Origin of the sequence: Pelagibacterium sp., from assembly GCF_035555455.1 — a bacterium.
Lineage (GTDB): Bacteria > Pseudomonadota > Alphaproteobacteria > Rhizobiales > Devosiaceae > Pelagibacterium.
The window spans coordinates 1-18,357 of sequence record NZ_DATMGM010000009.1; the positions used below are offsets into that span (position 1 = coordinate 1).

Sequence of the window (18,357 nt, forward strand, 5' to 3'; positions counted from 1 at the left end):
CCGCCCCCCGACACTCCGGTGATGGCCACGAACATGCCCAGAGGAATATCCACCGAGACATTCTTGAGGTTGTTGCCGGTCGCGCCGCGCAGCGACAGCTGGCGGCCTTTTTTCGCCTTGCGCCGTTCGGGCGGCACCGGAATACCCATGCGCCCGGAAAGATATTGCCCGGTGAGGCTGTCGGGGTCGGCCAGAATGTCCTGCGGTGTGCCCTCGGCCACGATATGGCCGCCATGCACGCCCGCACCGGGGCCGATATCGACCACGTGGTCCGCCGTGAGAATCGCGTCCTCGTCGTGCTCGACGACAATCACCGTATTGCCCAGATCGCGCAGGCGGCGCAGGGTATCGAGCAGCCGCGCATTGTCGCGCTGGTGCAGCCCGATCGAGGGTTCGTCGAGCACATAGAGTACACCGGTCAGTCCCGAGCCGATCTGGCTGGCCAGCCGGATGCGCTGGCTTTCGCCGCCCGACAGCGAGCCTGAATTGCGCGCCAGCGTCAGATAATCCAGTCCCACATCATTGAGGAACTCCAGCCTGTCGCGGATTTCTTTCAGTATCCGCTCGCCGATGGCCAGTTGCGTTTCGTTGAGCCGTTCCGGCAGGTCGGCAAACCATTTGGCCGCATTCTTGATCGAGAGCGCGGTCACCTCGCCGATATGCCAGCCATCGATCTTGACGGCCAGCGCCTCGGGCTTGAGCCGATAGCCCTTGCAGGCCGGGCAGGCCGCGTCCGACATGTAGCGCTCGATATCCTCGCGCGCCGCCGAGGATTCCGTCTCGCGGTAGCGCCGCTCCAGATTGCCGATCACGCCTTCGAACGGCTTTTGGGTCGTATATTTGCGCAATCCGTCATCATAGACGAATTCAATCTTGGTCTTGTCGGTGCCAAACAGCACGGCGTGCTGCACTTCAAACGGCAGGTCCACCCAGGCCGCGCTCATGGTGCCGCCATAATGGCGCACAACCGCCTGCAGCGTCTGTTGGTAATAGGGCGAGGAGGTTCGCGACCAGGGCAGGATCGCCCCGTCGCGCAGCGACAGCGCGCCATCGGGCACCACCAGATCGGGGTCGATCTTGGCCTCGGTGCCCAGTCCCGAACAGACCGGGCAGGCACCGAACGGATTGTTGAACGAAAACAGCCTCGGCTCGATTTCCGCGATGGTGAAACCGGACACCGGGCAGGCGAATTTCTCCGAGAACGTCATGCGGCTCGGGCTGCCATCGGCTTCGGTGCGGTCGGCGAATTCGGCCAGTGCGATGCCATCCGTCAGCCGCAGCGCGGTTTCAAAGCTTTCGGCCAGTCGGCTGGCGATGTCAGGGCTGACCACGAGCCGGTCGACGACCACTTCGATATCGTGCTTGAGGTTTTTATCGAGGGCAGGGGCCTCTTCGATTTCGTGGAATTCGCCGTCGATCTTGACCCGCTGGAATCCCTTTTTCATCAGCTCGGCCAGTTCCTTGCGGTACTCGCCCTTGCGCCCGCGCACAATCGGCGCCAGCAGATACAGCCGCGTGCCTTCATCGAGGGCCAGCACCTTGTCCACCATTTGCGAAATGGTCTGGCTTTCGATCGGCAGCCCGGTCGCGGGCGAATAGGGAATGCCGACCCGCGCGAACAGCAGTCGCAGATAGTCGTAGATTTCCGTCACGGTCCCCACCGTCGAACGCGGATTGCGCGAGGTGGTCTTCTGCTCGATGGAAATAGCCGGCGACAGCCCGTCGATCTGCTCGACATCGGGCTTTTGCATCATTTCGAGAAACTGCCGCGCATAGGCCGACAGGCTCTCCACATAGCGCCGCTGCCCCTCGGCATAAATGGTGTCAAACGCCAGCGAGGATTTCCCCGAGCCCGACAGCCCGGTCATCACGATCAGCTTGTCACGCGGCAGACGGACATCGACATTCTTGAGATTGTGTTCCCTGGCGCCACGAATGACGATATCGCGGTTCGGATTGGGGATGTCGTTCATTCTGTCGCACTATCCAAAGGGGGCCGCGCCGCAAAGCCGGCTCCGTCGCTGAAAGGGAGGTATGGGGGCACACGCCTCACTTAAGCGCATCACCGGCCTGCTGCAAGATATGGGGTCCCAAGTTTACTGCTGCATGAGAACATAGTAAGAACAGTGCGGGCAAGTCAACCCGAAAACTGTGCTTGACTTGCGGCGAGGGGCGTGAACAAATTAAGAACAAATTTGTGCGGGACGCTGGCAGCAAGCTGTTGATAGACGGCTCTCGACAGTTACGAAATCGCGCGACCGGCTGTAGTGTGCGCCCAACGTGACTGGCCGGGCCCATCGTCCGGCGGACAAGAGACAGGAAGGCATGACATGTCGGGAAGCGTGAACAAGGTCATTTTGATAGGCAATCTGGGCGCCGATCCCGAGGTGCGGTCGCTGCCCAGCGGCAGCCCCGTGGTCAATCTGCGCATTGCCACCTCCGAGCGCTGGCGCGATCGCAACACAGGTGAGCCGCGTGAGCGGACCGAATGGCACCGCGTGGTGATTTTCAGCGAAGGCCTCGCCAAGGTCGCGCAGAATTACCTGCGCAAGGGCTCCAAGGTGTATATCGAAGGCCAGCTCCAGACCCGGAAGTGGGAAAAGGACGGGCAGGACCAGTACACCACCGAGATCGTGTTGCAGGGCTTCAATTCGACCCTGACCATGCTCGACAGCCGCGGCGAGGGTGACAGCTCCGGCGGCGGCTATGGCGGATCTGGTGGCGGCTATGGCGGCGGCAGCCGTCAGGTCGAAAACCGGTCGCGCCCGTCCAGCGCACCGGCCTTCGAGCCGGGCGGAATGGATGACGACATCCCGTTCTGATCGGTTTTTGCAGGCGCGCCATCTACGGTCGCGTCTCGCATGCTCCATCGCAAAGGGCGCCCCACGGCGCCCTTTTTTCATCTGCAATTGCAGTTAACAGTATAAATTATATAATATCTGTATAGTATTGATATAGCAGGAATATCCTCGATATCAGAATTGGCTCTAGCGCCGAAACCGCGCCGCCAGCAGCAGGCTGGTTTCGGTGAGCGTCACCCCTTCGATCAGCCGGATGGCGCGCAGCACTTCGTCGAACTCGGGCAGCGAGGCGCTTTCGATTTCGGCTACGAGGTCCCAGCGCCCATTGGTGCTGTAAACCGAGCGTACCTGCGGCAGGCCGGCCATGGCCCGGGCCACCCGGTCGGTCACCCGGCCTTCTACCTCGATCATGGCGATGGCGCGCACGCCGTCGTGCTCGTCCGCCCGGCCCAGCCGCACCCCATATCCGGCGATGATGCCATTGGCCTCCAGCCGCTCCATGCGCACCCGCGCCGTGGTGCGTGAAACCCCCAGCGCGGCGGCCAGGCTTGCCACCGGCAGGCGGGCATTGTCGCGCAGCAGGGACAGCAATTTCCGGTCGAGATCGTCCATTAGCGCCACTTTGCACAGCAGTGCTTCTCACACTGGATAGATTTTGCGCCGGATTGGCCACAATAGCAACTTACCGCCACCCGATCGGTTGGGCATCCTTCTGTCTGTGGGGGAGACAACAGGTATGCGCAGACCGGTATCGAGAACCATCACGCTGATCGGCGCGCCCATCGAGGAGGGCGCGGGGCGGCAGGGCTGTTCCATGGGCCCCAAGGCGCTGCGCCTTGCCGGGCTTGAACAGGCGCTCGCCGATCTGGGTCACAGTGTTGCCGATCGCGGCGATGTCGCGCCGGTCAAAGCCAGTCTTTCGCTCCCCGGCAACGCCCGAAACCTTGTTGCGGTCACCGGTTTTTCCCGTGCGCTGGCCGATGCGGGCGAGGCGGCGCTGGGCGAGGGTACCGTGGTCTATCTGGGCGGCGATCATGCGTTGTCGTTCGGGTCGGTTGCCGCCGCGCTGCGCCATGCCGAGCGCAGGGGCCGCCCGTTGCATGTCCTGTGGCTCGACGCCCACGCCGATTTCAACACGCCGCACACTACCACCTCGGGGAACATGCACGGCATGCCCGCCGCCTTCTTTTGCGGCGAACCCGGCTTTGACGGCCTCGTCGATTGCCCCAAAATGCCGCCGCATCGGCTCCATCTGCTTGGCGCGCGCTCGATCGATCCGGCGGAAGCCGATTTGCTTGAGGTGCGTGGGGTCGATGTCAACGACATGGCCGAGATCGACGAACACGGCATCGGTCCCATTGTCCGCCGCATTCTGGAGCAAGTGGTGGAAGACGACGCGCTGCTCCATGTCAGTCTCGACGTTGATTTTCTCGATCCCGAAATCGCCCCGGGCGTCGGAACCACGGTTCCGGGCGGAGCCACCCTTCGCGAGGCGCATCTGGCCATGGAGATGGTCGGGCGCTGCCAGCGCATGGTCAGTCTCGATCTCGTCGAACTCAATCCGTTTCTGGACGATCGCGGCCGCAGTGCCCGGTTGATGGTCGATCTGGCCGCCAGCGCCTTCGGACGCCGCATTTTCGACCGGCCTACGCAGCCGGGCTGACCCAAGGGGGATATCATGACCACAACCAAGACATTGATTGCGCTGGAGGATCGTCTTGGCGCGCATAATTACCGGCCCCTCGATGTGGCGCTGGCGCGCGGCGAGGGCGTCTATGTCTATGATGTGGACGGCACCCGCTATCTCGATTGCCTCTCGGCCTATTCCGCCGTCAATCAGGGCCATTGCCACCCCAAAATCCTCCAGGCGTTGGTCGAGCAGGCTGGCAAGCTTACGCTCACCTCACGCGCTTTTCACAATGACCAGTTGGGGCTGTTTTACGAGGAAATTGCCGCGCTGACCGGTTCGCACAAGGTGTTGCCGATGAACACCGGTGCCGAGGCCGTTGAAAGCGCCATCAAGGCGGTGCGCAAATGGGGCTATGAGGTGAAGGGCATCCCCGATGATCAGGCAGAGATCATCGTGTGCGCCAACAATTTCCACGGGCGCACCATCGGCATTGTCGGCTTTTCCACCGATCCGGATGCGCGTGGCGGGTTCGGGCCGTTTGCGCCGGGCTTCCGCGTGATCCCGTTTGGCGACGCCGAGGCGCTGGAACAGGCCATCACCCCCAACACTGCCGGGTTTCTCGTCGAGCCCATTCAGGGTGAAGCCGGTGTGCTGATCCCGCCGCCGGGCTATTTCGCCCGGGTGCGCGAGCTGTGCACGGCGCATAATGTCGTGCTTATTCTCGACGAAATCCAGACGGGCCTCGGCCGCACCGGCAAGCTTCTGGCCGAAGAGCATGAGGGCATCGAGGCCGATGTGACCCTCTTGGGCAAGGCGCTTTCGGGCGGATTTTATCCGGTTTCGGCGGTGCTCTCCAATTCGGAGGTGCTGGGTGTTCTCCAGCCCGGCCAGCACGGCTCGACCTTTGGCGGCAATCCCCTGGCCTGCGCCGTGGCGCGTATGGCGCTTAAAGTGCTGGTTGAAGAAGACATGATCGGCAATGCCGAGCGCCTGGGCACCTATTTTCTCGATCAGCTCACCTCCATCCGCTCCAATCATATCAAGGCGGTGCGCGGGCGTGGGCTGATGCTGGCTATCGATCTGCACCCCGAAGCCGGTGGCGCGCGGGATTTTTGCTACCGCCTGCGCGACAGGGGCGTGCTTGCCAAGGATACCCACACCGACACTATTCGCATTGCCCCGCCGCTGGTCATCACCAAAGCCCAGATCGATGACGCGATGGGCGCGTTTGAGGCGGTGCTGGGCGACCATCCCTGAGCGGGGTCAGTCGTGGGACAGCCGCAGTTCGATTTCGGCGTTGAAGGCCGCGCCGAGCACGAACACCTGCGCCGAGATATACAGCCAGAACAGCAGCACCACCGCGGCGGCCAGCGACCCGAAGCTGGCTTCGAACTGGCCGAAACTTTCGACATAGAGCGAAAATGCCATACAGACGGTCAGCCAGAGGAGCGAGGCGAGGATAGCTCCGGGCAGCACCTGCCGTCGGCACCCCGGGGGTCTGGGGATGGCAAATCTGTACAAAAGCGAAAAGGCGGTGATCGCCAGCCCGGTCAGCAGCGGCCAGCGGAGCCCGATCAGGATGCGCTCGACGCCCTCGGGTACCGGAAAATAGCTGATGGCAATGGGAATGGCCGCGATCACGGCCATCACCACGATCAGGAAAACCGCGCTCAGCACCGTCACCAGCAGCGACAGCAGCGACGCGATGATGAAATTGCGCTGCACCGATTCATAATAGGCGGCAGAGGCGGCATAGATCAGCGCATGCACGCCACGCGACCCGCTCCACAGCGCGATGATCACCGATATGGCGAGCCCGATCCCCAGTCCGCGCGGCGGCTGGCTGAGCAATTTGTCGAGCTGGCCCATGATCACGGTAAACGCGATTTCGGGCATGAACATCGACAGCCGCGCCATTTGTTCGACAAGAAACGGGCGGCTGCCCAGCAGCCCTACCAGCAGGACGACGATGGCGATGGAGGGAAAGATCGACAGCAGCCCGAAAAAGGCGACACCGGCACAGCGCAGCGAGGTCTCCATGTTGACCATGGTGCGGGCCGTGCGAAACACCACCCGCCGCCAGCCGCGCCAGCCAAGGTCCGCAAGCGCTTGCGGTTCGCTGCCGAAAGCCGTCACCGGTCAGCCCGCGCTGAGGATGCGCTCGATCTTGTCGACCGGATGGTTGGTGAGATTCTTGGCGACTTCCCCGATAACGCGGTCGGCGACCTCCTGGTGCAGTTCCTTGCGCAACTCCCCCAATACGCGGGGGGAGGCGCATAGGACGATCTGCCTGAAGCGGTTGTTGAGCGCGTATTTGCGCAGCAGTTCAGCCGCATCCCTGGCGAAGCGCTCCTGCGCCAGCCGGTGCCAGTCGGTCGGCTCCATCGCGCTTTTGGGGCCGGGGCCGGAATCATAGGTGCGGCCCGGCGCGTCGGTGCCCTGTTCCCGGTTGGGCGGATTGTCCTGCTCCATTTCGCGCACGACCTTGAAATCAGGGGCATGTCTCGTCCCGGCATTTTCGAAAAACAAAGCCTTCTCGCCGTCGGCAACCAGTACCCAGACCTTGTTGTCGACCCTGAAATCCATCTGTTGCATGAGAGTGCTCCCTGTGTCCGGTCCTCATGGGAACGGGTCAATCTCGAATGGAGTTCCGCCGTCTTCATTCGACGCTGAAATCCGCGTGCCGCGCCAGCCCCGACAGCCCCAGCGCCACCACCAGCAGGAACGCGGTGCCCAGCAGCACCGGCGAAAACCCCGTGCGCTCGGCGATGAACCCGATGATCGAGGGTGCGAACAGAATGCCCGAATATCCGGTCACCGTCACGATCGAAAGCCCGATCCCCGCCGGTACGCCCGGCAGATTTCCTGCCGCCGAAAATGCGATCGGCACCATGTTGGAAATCCCGATCCCTGCAATGGCAAAGCCCAGGATGGCGATTTCCGCCGATCCGGCCCGCGCCCCGATCACCATGCCCAGCAGCGCCAGCCCGCCGCAAATGCGCATTGTGGTCACCGCGCCCAGCCGCTGGCGGATGATGTCTCCGGCAAACCGCATCACCGCCATGGTCGCGGAAAACGCCGCAAAGCCCAGCGCTGCCAGTTCGATGCTCGCGCCGTGGTCGGTTTGCAGATACACCGCGCTCCAGTCGAGGATCGCCCCCTCGGGGATCATGGAAAACAGCGCCATGATGCCGACCAGATAGGGCAGGGGTGACTTGGGAAACCGCAGCTTTTCCGCCGCTTTCGCCCCGGCTGTCGGGTCGTCGCGCGCCACCAGCGGCAGCACGGGCACGATGACAAGGGCCGCGATTGCGGTCACCGCCAGCGCATGGCCCAACTCGCCGATCGTGCCCAGCAGGATTCCGCCCAGCGTCGCGCCCAGCAGCCCGCCAAGGCTCCAGAACCCGTGGCAGGACGACATGATCGCCCGGCCCATGCGCTTTTCCACGGCCACGGCATTGGTGTTCATCACCACGTCCATGCCGCCGATGATGCCCCCGAACACGAACACCGCCACCGATGTGGACACCAGTTCGGGTGCCAGCGAGATCAGCAGCAATAGCGGGATCAGCGCCAGTGCAGCGAATTTGAGGATCGGGGCTGAGCCGTTGCGTGCCGCCAGTGTGCCGAACACCGGCATGACGGTGATCGACCCCAGCCCGAAAAACAGGATCAGCAGCCCCATGATCGATTCGGAAATGTCCAGCCGCGCCATCAGCACGGGGATTTTCGGTGCCCAGCTTCCGACGAGAAATCCGTTGATCAGGAACAGCACCGAAATCGCGATGCGGTCGGCGCGCATGCCGAAATAGAGGGGCGTTGAAGCAGAAGTCGTCGAACCGGACATGGAACTCCAACAAGGCTTGAATGAACTTTGGGCCTCCACCCTCAACAAAACGTTTTGGGCGGCGCTAATTCTCTTCTATCGTGGTCCGACAATACCCCAGCCGCGAGGCCGGGAAAGTGTCAATTATGCCTGCGACCGTGCGAAACTGGCATCTGGAGCCGGAATCGCATAAACCCAATGGCAGCAGAATCATTTCAGAACGAGCATCGTGACAGATACGCCAGAAGATGACACGGGCGGCGTGCCGGCCACCGGCATCAACCCGATCTCGATAACCGACGAGATGCGCAAGTCCTATCTCGATTACGCCATGAGCGTGATCGTGAGCCGGGCCCTGCCTGACGTCCGTGACGGCCTCAAGCCGGTGCATCGCCGTATTCTCTTTTCGATGCACGAGCAGGGCTACGAATATAACAAGCCCTACCGTAAATCGGCGCGTGTCGTCGGTGACGTTATCGGTAAATACCACCCGCACTCGGACGATGCCGTTTACATGTCGCTGGTCCGCATGGCGCAGAGTTTTTCCATGCGCGTGCCGCTCATCGACGGGCAGGGCAACTTCGGTTCGGTCGATGGCGATATGCCGGCGGCCATGCGCTACACCGAAGCGCGCATGGAAAAGGTCACCGATTCCCTGCTCGACGATCTCGACAAGGACACCGTCGATTTCCGCGACAACTATGACGCCAGCGAGCGCGAGCCCACGGTTCTGCCCGCGCGGTTCCCCAACCTGCTCGTCAATGGCGGCGGCGGTATTGCCGTCGGCATGGCCACCAATATTCCCAGCCACAATCTGGGTGAAGTGGTCGATGCCTGTCTGGCGCTGATGGAAAATTCAGCCCTCACTGTCGATCAGCTGATGGAAATCATTCCCGGCCCGGATTTTCCCACCGCCGGCATCATCATCGGCAAGTCTGGCATCCGCTCGGCCTATGAAACCGGGCGCGGCTCGGTGCTCATGCGCGGGCTCGTCACCGTCGAAGAGGTCCGCAAGGAGCGCGAGGCGCTCATCGTTCACGAGATTCCCTATCAGGTGAACAAGGCGACGATGATCGAGAAGATCGCCGAGATGGTGCGCGACAAGCGCATCGAAGGCATCTCCGATATCCGCGACGAGTCCGACCGTCAGGGTATGCGCGTCGTCATCGAATTGAAGCGCGATGCGGTCGCCGATGTCGTGCTCAATCAGCTTTATCGCTATTCGATGCTGCAAACCTCGTTCGGTTGCAACTTCGTTGCGCTCAATGGCGGCAAGCCCGAGCTGATGCCGCTCAAGTCGATCCTCGAAGCGTTCCTTGAATTCCGCGAAGAGGTCATCACGCGGCGCACGCGGTTCCTGCTCAACAAGGCTCGCGATCGTGCCCACGTGCTGGTGGGCCTCCTGGTCGCCGTCAACAACGTCGATGAAGTGATTGCCCTGATCCGGTCCTCGCCGGATCCGGCCACGGCTCGCGAGCGCCTGCTCGCTCGCAGCTGGCCGGCCTCGGACGTGGTCGATCTGATCCAGCTGATCGACGACCCGCGCCACAAGGTCAATGATGATGGCACCTTCCAGCTGTCGGACGAACAGGCCCGCGCCATTCTGGCGCTCACCCTGTCGCGCCTCACCGCTCTTGGCCGCAACGAGATCGGCGATGAACTCAATGCGCTTGGCGAGCAGATCAAGGATTATCTCGATATCCTGCGCTCCCGCGACCGCATCCTGGGCATCATCCGCGACGAACTCATCGAGATCAAAGAGCAGTTTTCGACCCCGCGCCTGACCCGGATCGACGAATTCGCCGGCGACCTTGATGACGAGGACCTGATCGCCCGTGAGGACATGGTCGTCACCGTCAGCCATCAGGGCTACATCAAGCGGGTGCCGCTCTCGACCTACCGTGCCCAGCGCCGGGGCGGGAAGGGGCGTTCGGGCATGTCGACGCGGGACGAGGATTTCGTCGCGCGCCTGTTCGTGGCCAACACCCACACCCCGGTCCTGTTCTTTTCGTCGCGCGGCATCGTTTACAAGACCAAGGTCTGGCGCTTGCCCATGGCCGCGCCCAATGCCCGGGGCCGGGCGCTGATCAACATGCTGCCGCTCGAAGCGGGTGAGCGGATCACCTCGATCATGCCATTGCCCGAGGACGAGGACAGCTGGGACAATCTCGACGTGATGTTCGTCACGCGGTCGGGCAATGTCCGCCGCAACAAGCTGTCCGATTTCGTCGAAGTCCGCCAGAACGGCAAGATCGCCATGAAGCTCGATGAGGGCGATGGCATCATTGGCGTCGAGACCGCCAGCGAGACCGACGATATCCTCATCACCACGGCCAAGGGCCAGTGTATCCGCTTCTCGATCACCGATGTCCGGGTGTTCAAGGGCCGCGATTCCACCGGTGTGCGCGGCATCAATCTGGCCGAAGGCGATGACGTCATCGCCATGTCGATCCTGCGCCATTTCGCAGCCACTCCGGACGAACGTGCTGCCTATCTCAAGATGAGCCGTGCGGTGCGCGGCGAAGCCGAGGATGGTGCCATCGATAGCGATGAAGAGGTCGCGGGCGATTCCCATCTGGGGCAGGACCGCTACGTCGAAATGAGCGCGGCAGAACAGTTCGTGCTCACCGTGTCCGAGAACGGGTTCGGCAAGCGGACTTCGTCCTACGAATACCGCACCACCGGACGCGGCGGTAAGGGCATCGTCGCCATGGTGGTCAATGAGCGCAACGGTACTCTGGTCGGTTCCTTCCCGGTTGAGGATGAAAACCAGCTCATGCTGGTGACCGATGGCGGGCAGGTGATCCGGGTTCCTGTCGAGGGTATCCGCATCGTTGGCCGCTCCAGCCAGGGCGTGACCATCTTCCGCACTGCGGCTGATGAAAAGGTCGTGTCCGTCGAGCGCATCATCGAGCCTGAAAATGGCGATGACGATGAAGACGGCGACGGCGAAGAGGGGAACGGCGAAGAGACCCCGCAGGCCGACGAATAGAGCATTTCCGGTGCGGTGCCCGTGTGGTGCCGCACCGGCCCTTTCCTACCTTCCGTTTCTCCCATGGAAGCGCATCCGGCTTGCGCTTGGGTGGCGGTCGTGACAAAACGCAGCCATGACTGAGCGCGTGGGATTCTATCCCGGATCTTTCGACCCGATCACCAATGGCCATCTCGACGTGATCGAGCGGGCCTGCCGTCTTGTCGACCGCCTGGTGGTCGGCATCGGGGTTCACGCTGCCAAACAGCCCATGCTCAGCGCCGCCCAGCGGCGCGATCTGCTGGCCGAGACCGCTGGCCCGATCGGCACACGCACCGGCGTTTCGATAGAGATCATCGAATTTGATGGCCTGATGGTGCGTGCGGCGCAAAGCTGCGGGGCAGGGATCGTCATTCGCGGTCTGCGCGATACCACCGACTACAATTACGAAATGCAGATGGTGGGCATGAATGCCCAGATGGCGCCCGACATCCAGACGGTGTTCGTGCCCTCAAGCCCCTATGTCCGCCATATTTCGGCAACGCTGGTCCGCCAGATTGCCCAGATGGATGGCGATATCGCCCCGTTCGTGCCGCGCGCCGTGCTCAAACTTCTGGAGAAATGATGTCTGGTCCTGCTGCAAAGCCGGTCAACCGTGTGGTTGGCACCCTTGTCTTTTCCTTCGTCGCCCTGTTCGGTGCCATGGTCGCCTGGCCCTATCTGCCGTTCGGGCAGACCCCGGCAGTGGCTCAGGCCCCGGCGGCGGACATTCCCGCCGATGCTCCCATCGCGACCCTCACGCTGGAAAGCGGTGACGTCACCATCGCGCTGCGTCCCGATCTCGCGCCCGAGCATGTGGCCCGCATCACCGAGCTGGCCAATTCCGGTTTTTATGATGGGTTGAAGTTCCATCGGGTGATCGATGGCTTCATGGCCCAGACCGGCGATCCGCGCGGCAATGGCACCGGTGGTTCCGATCTGCCCGACCTCGCCGCCGAGTTCACCAACACTCCGTTCGTCCGTGGCACCGTCGGCATGGCCCGCTCGATGAATCCCAACTCCGCCAATTCGCAGTTTTTCATCGTCACGGCGGACGCGCCGCACCTCAATGGCGATTACACCCTGTTCGGTAATGTCATCGACGGCATGGAGCTGGTAGATGGCTTGGAAAAGGGTGATCCGCGCACCAATGGAGTGGTCGAAAATCCCGATATCATGGTGTCGCTGCGCGTCGCCCAACCCTAGCTTCGATTTTTTGCGCATTTCCCATCTTGAATGTGCGCAACTCCATACATTTTTCACTCAATGTTTGTCACAGGTTTGGCCTAAAAACCGCCCGGCAACCGCATAAGGAAACAAGCTCATGGCTGCTTACGCCGATCCCGAAAACACCATCATCATGGAAACCACCAAGGGCAAGATCGTCATCGAATTGCGCCCTGACCTGGCCCCCAATCATGCTCAGCGCATGAAGGAACTGGCCCGCGAAGGCTTCTATGACAACATCGTCTTTCACCGCGTGATCGACGGCTTCATGGCCCAGGTCGGCTGCCCCAAGGGCAATGGCACCGGTGGATCCGACAAGCCTGATCTTAAAGCAGAATTTTCCCAGGAGAAGCACGTTCGCGGCACGGTTTCCGCTGCCCGCTCGGCCAATCCGGACTCGGCAAATTCGCAGTTTTTCATCTGCTTTGACGAAGCTCCCTGGCTCAATGGCCAGTACTCGGTGTTCGGAAAAGTGATCGAAGGCATGGACGTCGTCGATACGCTGGAGCGCGGCGAGCCGGTCCGCAATCCCGACAACATCATCACCATGCGCGTCGCTGCCGACGTCGCCTGATGAATCAGCCGGTTCTCGGAAGGCATTGATATGAAAGTCGAATTGTTCGATTTCGACTTGCCCGAGGACCGGATCGCCCTCCACCCGGCAAGCCCCCGCGACAGCGCAAAAATGCTGGTGGTGGGGGCTGATGGAGCGCTGTCAGATCGCATCGTCACCGATCTTGGCGAGTTGCTCAAGGCGGGCGACGTTCTGGTCGTCAACGACACCCGTGTCATCCCCGCAGAACTGTCCGGCCTGCGCCATCGCGGCGATACTGTCGCCCGCGTTTCGTTCAATCTGCACAAGCGGATCGACGGCAATCACTGGCTTGCTTTTGCAAGGCCGGCCAAGCGCTTAGCCGTTGGGGACCGGGTGATTTTTGGAGCGACGTCCGACGTCTGCATGCTCGATGAGCTGTCCGCTACCGTCACCGCAATCGAGGCCGGGCAGGCGACTCTTGCGTTCGATTTTTCCGATGCTTTTCTCGATGAAGCCATCAAGGCGCGCGGGGCCATGCCGCTGCCGCCCTATATCGGGTCCAAACGCGATCTAGAAGAGCGCGACAAGACCGATTATCAGACCGTTTATGCGCGTCATGATGGTGCCGTCGCCGCTCCCACGGCGGGCCTGCATTTTACGCCTGAATTGATAGAGACCCTTGAAAACAAAGGCGTTTTAATCGAGCGCGTTACCTTGCATGTGGGCGCTGGCACCTTCCTGCCGATGAAGGCGGGCGACACAGAAGATCACGTCATGCATGCCGAATGGGGTACGGTTTCCGCGCAAACCGTCGAGCACATCAAGGCGGCAAAGGCCGCGGGCGGACGCGTCATCGCGGTCGGCACCACCAGCCTGCGCCTCCTCGAAAGCGCCGCCCGCCGAACCGGCGAACTCGAACCGTTCGAAGGCGAAACCGATATTTTCATCACCCCCGGATTTCAGTTCCGGGTGGTCGATATGCTGATGACCAATTTCCATTTGCCCCGCTCCACCCTGTTCATGCTGGTCTCGGCTTTCTCAGGCCTGGAGACCATGCACGGGGCCTACAAGCACGCGATCGATTCCCACTATCGCTTTTATTCTTATGGGGATTCTTCCCTGCTGTTCCGGGCTGACCCATGACCGAGAATTTTCAGTTCACCCTTCACAAAACTGATGGCAAGGCCCGTCGCGGGCAGATCGATACGCCGCGTGGCGAAGTCCGCACGCCCGCATTCATGCCCGTTGGCACGGCGGGGACGGTCAAGGCGCTCTATCCCGAGCAAGTGCGCGAAACCGGTGCCGATATCCTTTTGGGCAACACCTATCATCTGATGCTGCGCCCCGGTGCCGAACGCGTTGCGCGGTTGGGCGGCCTGCATGATTTCATGGACTGGCAACGGCCAATCCTCACGGATTCCGGCGGTTTCCAGGTGATGAGCCTCGCCAAGCTGCGCAAGCTGGACGAAAATGGAGTCACCTTCCGCTCGCATATCGATGGCTCCAGTCACACCCTGACTCCCGAGCGCTCGATCGAGATTCAGAAGCTGCTCGATTCCGATATCATCATGCAGCTTGATGAATGCGTTGCATTGCCAGCGGAGACCGCCGAGCTCGAACGCGCCATGGAGCTCTCCATCCGCTGGGCTGAGCGCTCGAAGAAGGCCTTCGATGATGCAAAGGGGCGGGCGCTGTTCGGTATTGTGCAGGGCGGCGACGATCCGCAATTGCGCTCACGGTCCGCGGCGGGTCTGGTCGATATCGGCTTTGATGGCTACTCGGTGGGCGGGCTCGCCGTAGGGGAGCCACAGGCCGTGATGTTCAAGGTTCTCGATGATATCCTGCCCGAGCTTCCAGAGGAAAAGCCGCGCTATCTCATGGGCGTAGGCAAGCCCGATGATTTGCTGGGCGCGGTCGAGCGTGGCATCGATATGTTCGATTGCGTGCATCCTACGCGGGCGGGCCGCCATGGTCACGCCTACACACGGTTCGGCGTGATCAACCTCAAGAATGCCCGCCACAAGGACGATCCGCGTCCGCTCGATGAGACCTCACCGAACCCTAACGCCCGCCGGTTCTCCCGCGCCTACCTGCATCACCTCGTGCGCAGCGAGGAGATTTTGGGCGCGATGGTGCTGAGCCAGATCAATCTTTCCTATTATCAGGAGTTGATGGACGGCATGCGAAATGCGATTGAGAGTGCGACTTTCGACCAATACAGCATGGCGGTCCGCGACGGCTGGGCCCGAGGCGATCTGCCGGCGCTGGGATAAGGGGCCATTTTCATGTCCAACAAGGTTCGCAAAGCTGCATTCGAGCGGCTGCGGGCGCATAAGAAGCGCCTTTCGGAGACCACGATGCGTGAGCTGTTCGCCCACGACTCGGAGCGTTTTTCGAGCTATTCGGCCCGGCTGGATGATATCCTGCTCGACTATTCCAAGAACCGGATCGATAGCCAGTCGATGGCCGCGCTGTTCGAGATGGCCCGCGAGGTGGACGTCGAAGGCAGGCGGGACGCCATGTGGGCGGGGCAGCCGATCAACATCACCGAGCACCGTGCCGTGCTGCATATGGCCTTGCGGCATTTCGGCGATGAGCCGGTGCTGGTCGATGGCGCCGATGTCATGCCTGACGTCCGGGACGTGCTCGCTCGCATGAAGGTTTTCTCGGATGCCATTCGCAATGGCGATATTCGGGGCGGGCGTGGCGACCAGTTCACCGATATCGTCAACATCGGCATTGGTGGGTCCGATCTGGGCCCGGCCATGGTGACGCTGGCGCTTGCACCCTACACGCGCCCGGATCTACGCGCCCATTACGTGTCCAACGTGGACGGCGCTCATATCGCTGATACGCTCAAGGGGCTGGACCCGGCGAAGACCTTGTTCATTGTGGCGTCGAAGACCTTCACCACAGACGAGACGATGACCAATGCGCACACCGCCCGCAACTGGGTGGCAGAAGCGTTGGGCGAGGCCGCAGTTGCCGATCATTTTGCCGCCGTCTCCACCAATATCGAAGGCTGTAAGGCCTTCGGAATCAAAGAAGATCGCATCTTCGGGTTCTGGGACTGGGTCGGTGGCCGTTATTCGATCTGGTCGGCTATCGGATTGCCGGTCGCAATTGCGATCGGGTTTGAGAATTTCGAAGCCATGTTGCGCGGGGCGGGGGAAATGGACCTCCATTTCCTCACGGAACCGTTGGAAGAAAACCTGCCCGTCATCATGGGTCTGTTGGGCGTCTGGTATCGCAATGCGTGGAATTTTTCGACCCACGCGGTGCTGCCCTATGACCAGCGTCTGTCACGCTTTCCGGCGTATCTGCAGCAGCAGGACATGGAATCCAATGGCAAGTCCGTGACCCTCAAGGGCAAAGACGTCGCGTGGGAAACAGGGCCGATCATCTGGGGCGAGCCCGGCACCAACGGCCAGCACGCTTTCTACCAGTTGATCCATCAGGGCACGAGCGTGATTCCGTGCGATTTCCTGGTGGCGGCCAACCCGCACGAGAGCCTTCCACCCCATCACGCCAAGCTCGTCGCCAATTGCTTTGCGCAATCGGAAGCCCTGATGCTGGGCAAGACGGAAGACGAAGTTCACGCCGAGCTAAGTGCTGACGGTTTGAGCAAAGATGAGATCAAGGCCTTGCTTCCCCACAAGGTTTTCCCCGGCAATCGACCGTCCAACACCATTGTGTATTCAAAGCTCGATCCGGCGACACTGGGCAAGCTGATTGCGCTTTATGAGCACAAGGTGTTCGTGCAGGGCGTCATCTGGAACGTCAATTCGTTTGATCAGTGGGGCGTCGAGCTTGGCAAGCAGTTGGCCAAGGCGTTGCTGCCCAAGGTTGAAGGCGAAAATGCTGAAGGTCACGACAGCTCGACGCAGGGCCTGTTGGCGCATTTTCACGATCTCAGAGCATGACGATTACATCTGAAGAGGACCTGGAACGTTTGCGGGTCATTGGCCGCATCTGCGCCATCGCGCGCGATACGATGGCCAATGCCCTCGAACCGGGAATGACCACGCGCGAGCTCGATGATATCGGGCGCAAGGTGCTCGAAGATCACGGCGCCCGCTCGGCCCCGGAAATCACCTACAATTTCCCAGGTGCGACGTGCATTTCGGTCAACGAGGAAGTGGCGCACGGTATTCCCGGAGATCGGGTCATCGCTGCAGGCGATCTGGTCAATATCGACGTTTCGGCGGAAAAGGGCGGGATTTTCGCTGATACCGGGGCGTCCTACATAGTGCCTCCCGGAACGCCGAAAATCGAAAAGCTGTGCCGGGATGGCAAGAAGGCCATGTGGGCGGGGATCCGCGCTGTGAGGGCAGGGGGCAGACTGGGCGATATCGGGGATGCGATCGGCAAGTTCGCGGGCCGCAATGGCTATACCCTCATTCGCAATCTGGCCAGCCACGGTATCGGTCACGGGCTCCACGATGAGCCAGACCAGATTCCGACCTGGCCGGACCGGTCCGAGCGCCGAAAGATCGCTGACGGGCTGGTGTTCACCGTTGAGCCGTTTCTGTCGCTGGGGGGCAAGATGGCTGAGGAAAAGTCGTCTGACGATCCCTGGACGCTGGTGAGTGTGCCGGCAGCGCTATGCGTTCAATATGAACATACACTCGTCGCCACGCGGCGCGGGGCTGTGGTCGTGACGCTGGCGGCCTAGAAGCTGGTCCTGATGCCCAACATGGTGGCGTTGGCTGTGCCACCGCCACCAAACGTGTTCCACGCGCCGGAGCGGTGCTGGAGACGCCAAAAGACCTCTGAATTGGGGTTATCGAGCGTCGAAAGACTGATTTCCGGGCTCAGATAGAACAGGATATCGCCGGGCAACCCGTCATTGGCTTCCCTTTCGGCTTCGACGCCAATGGTTTGGGTTACGACGCTGCCGCCAAACACCAGTGAGGGTGACAATCGCAGGCGATCGGCCAGCACCCATCCGTCATATCGGCCCACGATCCCGGCCCAGCCCTCGCCCGTGATCTGCTCATCGACCCGCAGGGCTGCCCCCACTTCCAGTCCGACCTTGAAATCGTCAAACGGTTCGAAAAAATAGCGTTGGTAGCCAGCGCCGAAGACGAGGGTATCTTCGTATGTTGCCGTGAATGGGTTGAACATCTCGCCCATGTCGGACTGGCCCATACGTCCGCCCATCACAAATAGTTTCTGATCGCGCTGCTGAAGGCTCTCGGACTCTGTCGATTGGGAATAGGCGGGCATCGCTGCGGCGACCAGCATCACCGCCACAAGCAAAGGTTTCATGACAAGCACTCGATAAAGCGTTTGAGCCGCTTCATCCTTTTGGTTTTCTTGCCCGAT

General features: G+C 61.4%; 17 protein-coding genes. 11 read left to right on the forward strand and 6 right to left on the reverse strand.

The genetic code is table 11. The features are described from left to right. Positions 1–1,973: excinuclease ABC subunit UvrA (gene uvrA, locus VNS12_RS01620; RefSeq protein ID WP_325486097.1), on the reverse strand; the 1,973-nt coding region annotated here is incomplete at its 3' end. Between the two features lie 357 nt (positions 1,974–2,330). On the opposite strand from uvrA, the gene ssb reads away from it, so the two are divergent. After that, positions 2,331–2,822 (forward strand): single-stranded DNA-binding protein, encoded by a 492-nt coding sequence (ssb, locus tag VNS12_RS01625; RefSeq protein WP_325486098.1) that lies wholly within the window; start codon positions 2,331–2,333, stop codon positions 2,820–2,822. A gap of 165 nt (positions 2,823–2,987) precedes the next feature. On the opposite strand, the gene VNS12_RS01630 is transcribed toward ssb, so the two are convergent. After that, positions 2,988–3,413, reverse strand: coding sequence for an Lrp/AsnC family transcriptional regulator (locus VNS12_RS01630; RefSeq protein ID WP_325486099.1), 426 nt, complete (start codon positions 3,411–3,413; stop codon positions 2,988–2,990). 124 nt (positions 3,414–3,537) lie between these two features. Between VNS12_RS01630 and rocF the strand changes: the two genes are divergently transcribed. After that, complete coding sequence (gene rocF / locus VNS12_RS01635) at positions 3,538–4,464, forward strand: arginase (RefSeq protein WP_325486100.1); 927 nt, start codon at positions 3,538–3,540, stop codon at positions 4,462–4,464. A gap of 15 nt (positions 4,465–4,479) precedes the next feature. After that, positions 4,480–5,688, forward strand: coding sequence for an ornithine--oxo-acid transaminase (gene rocD, locus VNS12_RS01640; RefSeq protein ID WP_325486101.1), 1,209 nt, complete (start codon positions 4,480–4,482; stop codon positions 5,686–5,688). Positions 5,689–5,694: 6 nt separating this feature from the next. Here rocD and VNS12_RS01645 read toward each other — a convergent pair whose 3' ends face one another. From VNS12_RS01645 to VNS12_RS01655, 3 genes are all read right to left on the reverse strand, one after another. After that, positions 5,695–6,567: a YihY/virulence factor BrkB family protein gene (locus tag VNS12_RS01645; protein ID WP_325486102.1), complete on the reverse strand. Its 873-nt coding sequence runs from the start codon at positions 6,565–6,567 to the stop codon at positions 5,695–5,697. A gap of 3 nt (positions 6,568–6,570) precedes the next feature. After that, a complete protein-coding gene (locus VNS12_RS01650; RefSeq protein ID WP_325486103.1) occupies positions 6,571–7,026 on the reverse strand; it encodes a host attachment family protein in 456 nt (151 codons plus the stop codon). A gap of 64 nt (positions 7,027–7,090) precedes the next feature. After that, positions 7,091–8,278, reverse strand: coding sequence for an MFS transporter (locus VNS12_RS01655; RefSeq protein WP_325486104.1), 1,188 nt, complete (start codon positions 8,276–8,278; stop codon positions 7,091–7,093). Between the two features lie 208 nt (positions 8,279–8,486). Between VNS12_RS01655 and gyrA the strand changes: the two genes are divergently transcribed. From gyrA to map, 8 genes are all read left to right on the forward strand, one after another. Further along, entirely contained in the window at positions 8,487–11,249 is a 2,763-nt protein-coding gene (gene gyrA, locus VNS12_RS01660) for a DNA gyrase subunit A (RefSeq protein WP_325486105.1), read from the forward strand. A 115-nt stretch (positions 11,250–11,364) separates the two neighbouring features. Continuing rightward, on the forward strand, positions 11,365–11,853 hold the full coding sequence (coaD, locus tag VNS12_RS01665; RefSeq protein ID WP_325486106.1) for a pantetheine-phosphate adenylyltransferase: 489 nt from the start codon (positions 11,365–11,367) through the stop codon (positions 11,851–11,853). Positions 11,854–11,930: 77 nt separating this feature from the next. After that, complete coding sequence (locus VNS12_RS01670) at positions 11,931–12,473, forward strand: peptidylprolyl isomerase (RefSeq protein ID WP_325486143.1); 543 nt, start codon at positions 11,931–11,933, stop codon at positions 12,471–12,473. 118 nt (positions 12,474–12,591) lie between these two features. Further along, positions 12,592–13,068, forward strand: a complete 477-nt coding sequence (locus VNS12_RS01675) for a peptidylprolyl isomerase (RefSeq protein ID WP_325486107.1) — start codon at positions 12,592–12,594, stop codon at positions 13,066–13,068. 30 nt (positions 13,069–13,098) lie between these two features. Beyond that, on the forward strand, positions 13,099–14,172 hold the full coding sequence (queA, locus tag VNS12_RS01680) for a tRNA preQ1(34) S-adenosylmethionine ribosyltransferase-isomerase QueA (protein WP_325486108.1): 1,074 nt from the start codon (positions 13,099–13,101) through the stop codon (positions 14,170–14,172). Then, positions 14,169–15,302 carry a tRNA guanosine(34) transglycosylase Tgt gene (tgt, locus tag VNS12_RS01685; RefSeq protein WP_325486109.1) on the forward strand — a complete coding sequence of 378 codons (1,134 nt, stop codon included), beginning with the start codon at positions 14,169–14,171 and terminating at the stop codon, positions 15,300–15,302. The genes queA and tgt overlap by 4 nt, the downstream gene beginning before the upstream one ends. A gap of 12 nt (positions 15,303–15,314) precedes the next feature. Next, on the forward strand, positions 15,315–16,952 hold the full coding sequence (pgi, locus tag VNS12_RS01690) for a glucose-6-phosphate isomerase (RefSeq protein ID WP_325486110.1): 1,638 nt from the start codon (positions 15,315–15,317) through the stop codon (positions 16,950–16,952). Further along, the gene (gene map / locus VNS12_RS01695; protein ID WP_325486111.1) at positions 16,949–17,704 is read left to right on the forward strand and encodes a type I methionyl aminopeptidase; all 756 of its coding nucleotides are present in this window, start codon (positions 16,949–16,951) and stop codon (positions 17,702–17,704) included. Before pgi ends, map begins: the two co-directional genes overlap by 4 nt. Here the strand turns inward: map and VNS12_RS01700 are convergent. After that, positions 17,701–18,300, reverse strand: coding sequence for a hypothetical protein (locus tag VNS12_RS01700; protein ID WP_325486112.1), 600 nt, complete (start codon positions 18,298–18,300; stop codon positions 17,701–17,703). The two genes, map and VNS12_RS01700, sit on opposite strands and share 4 nt — an antisense overlap. Positions 18,301–18,357 lie beyond the last annotated feature (57 nt).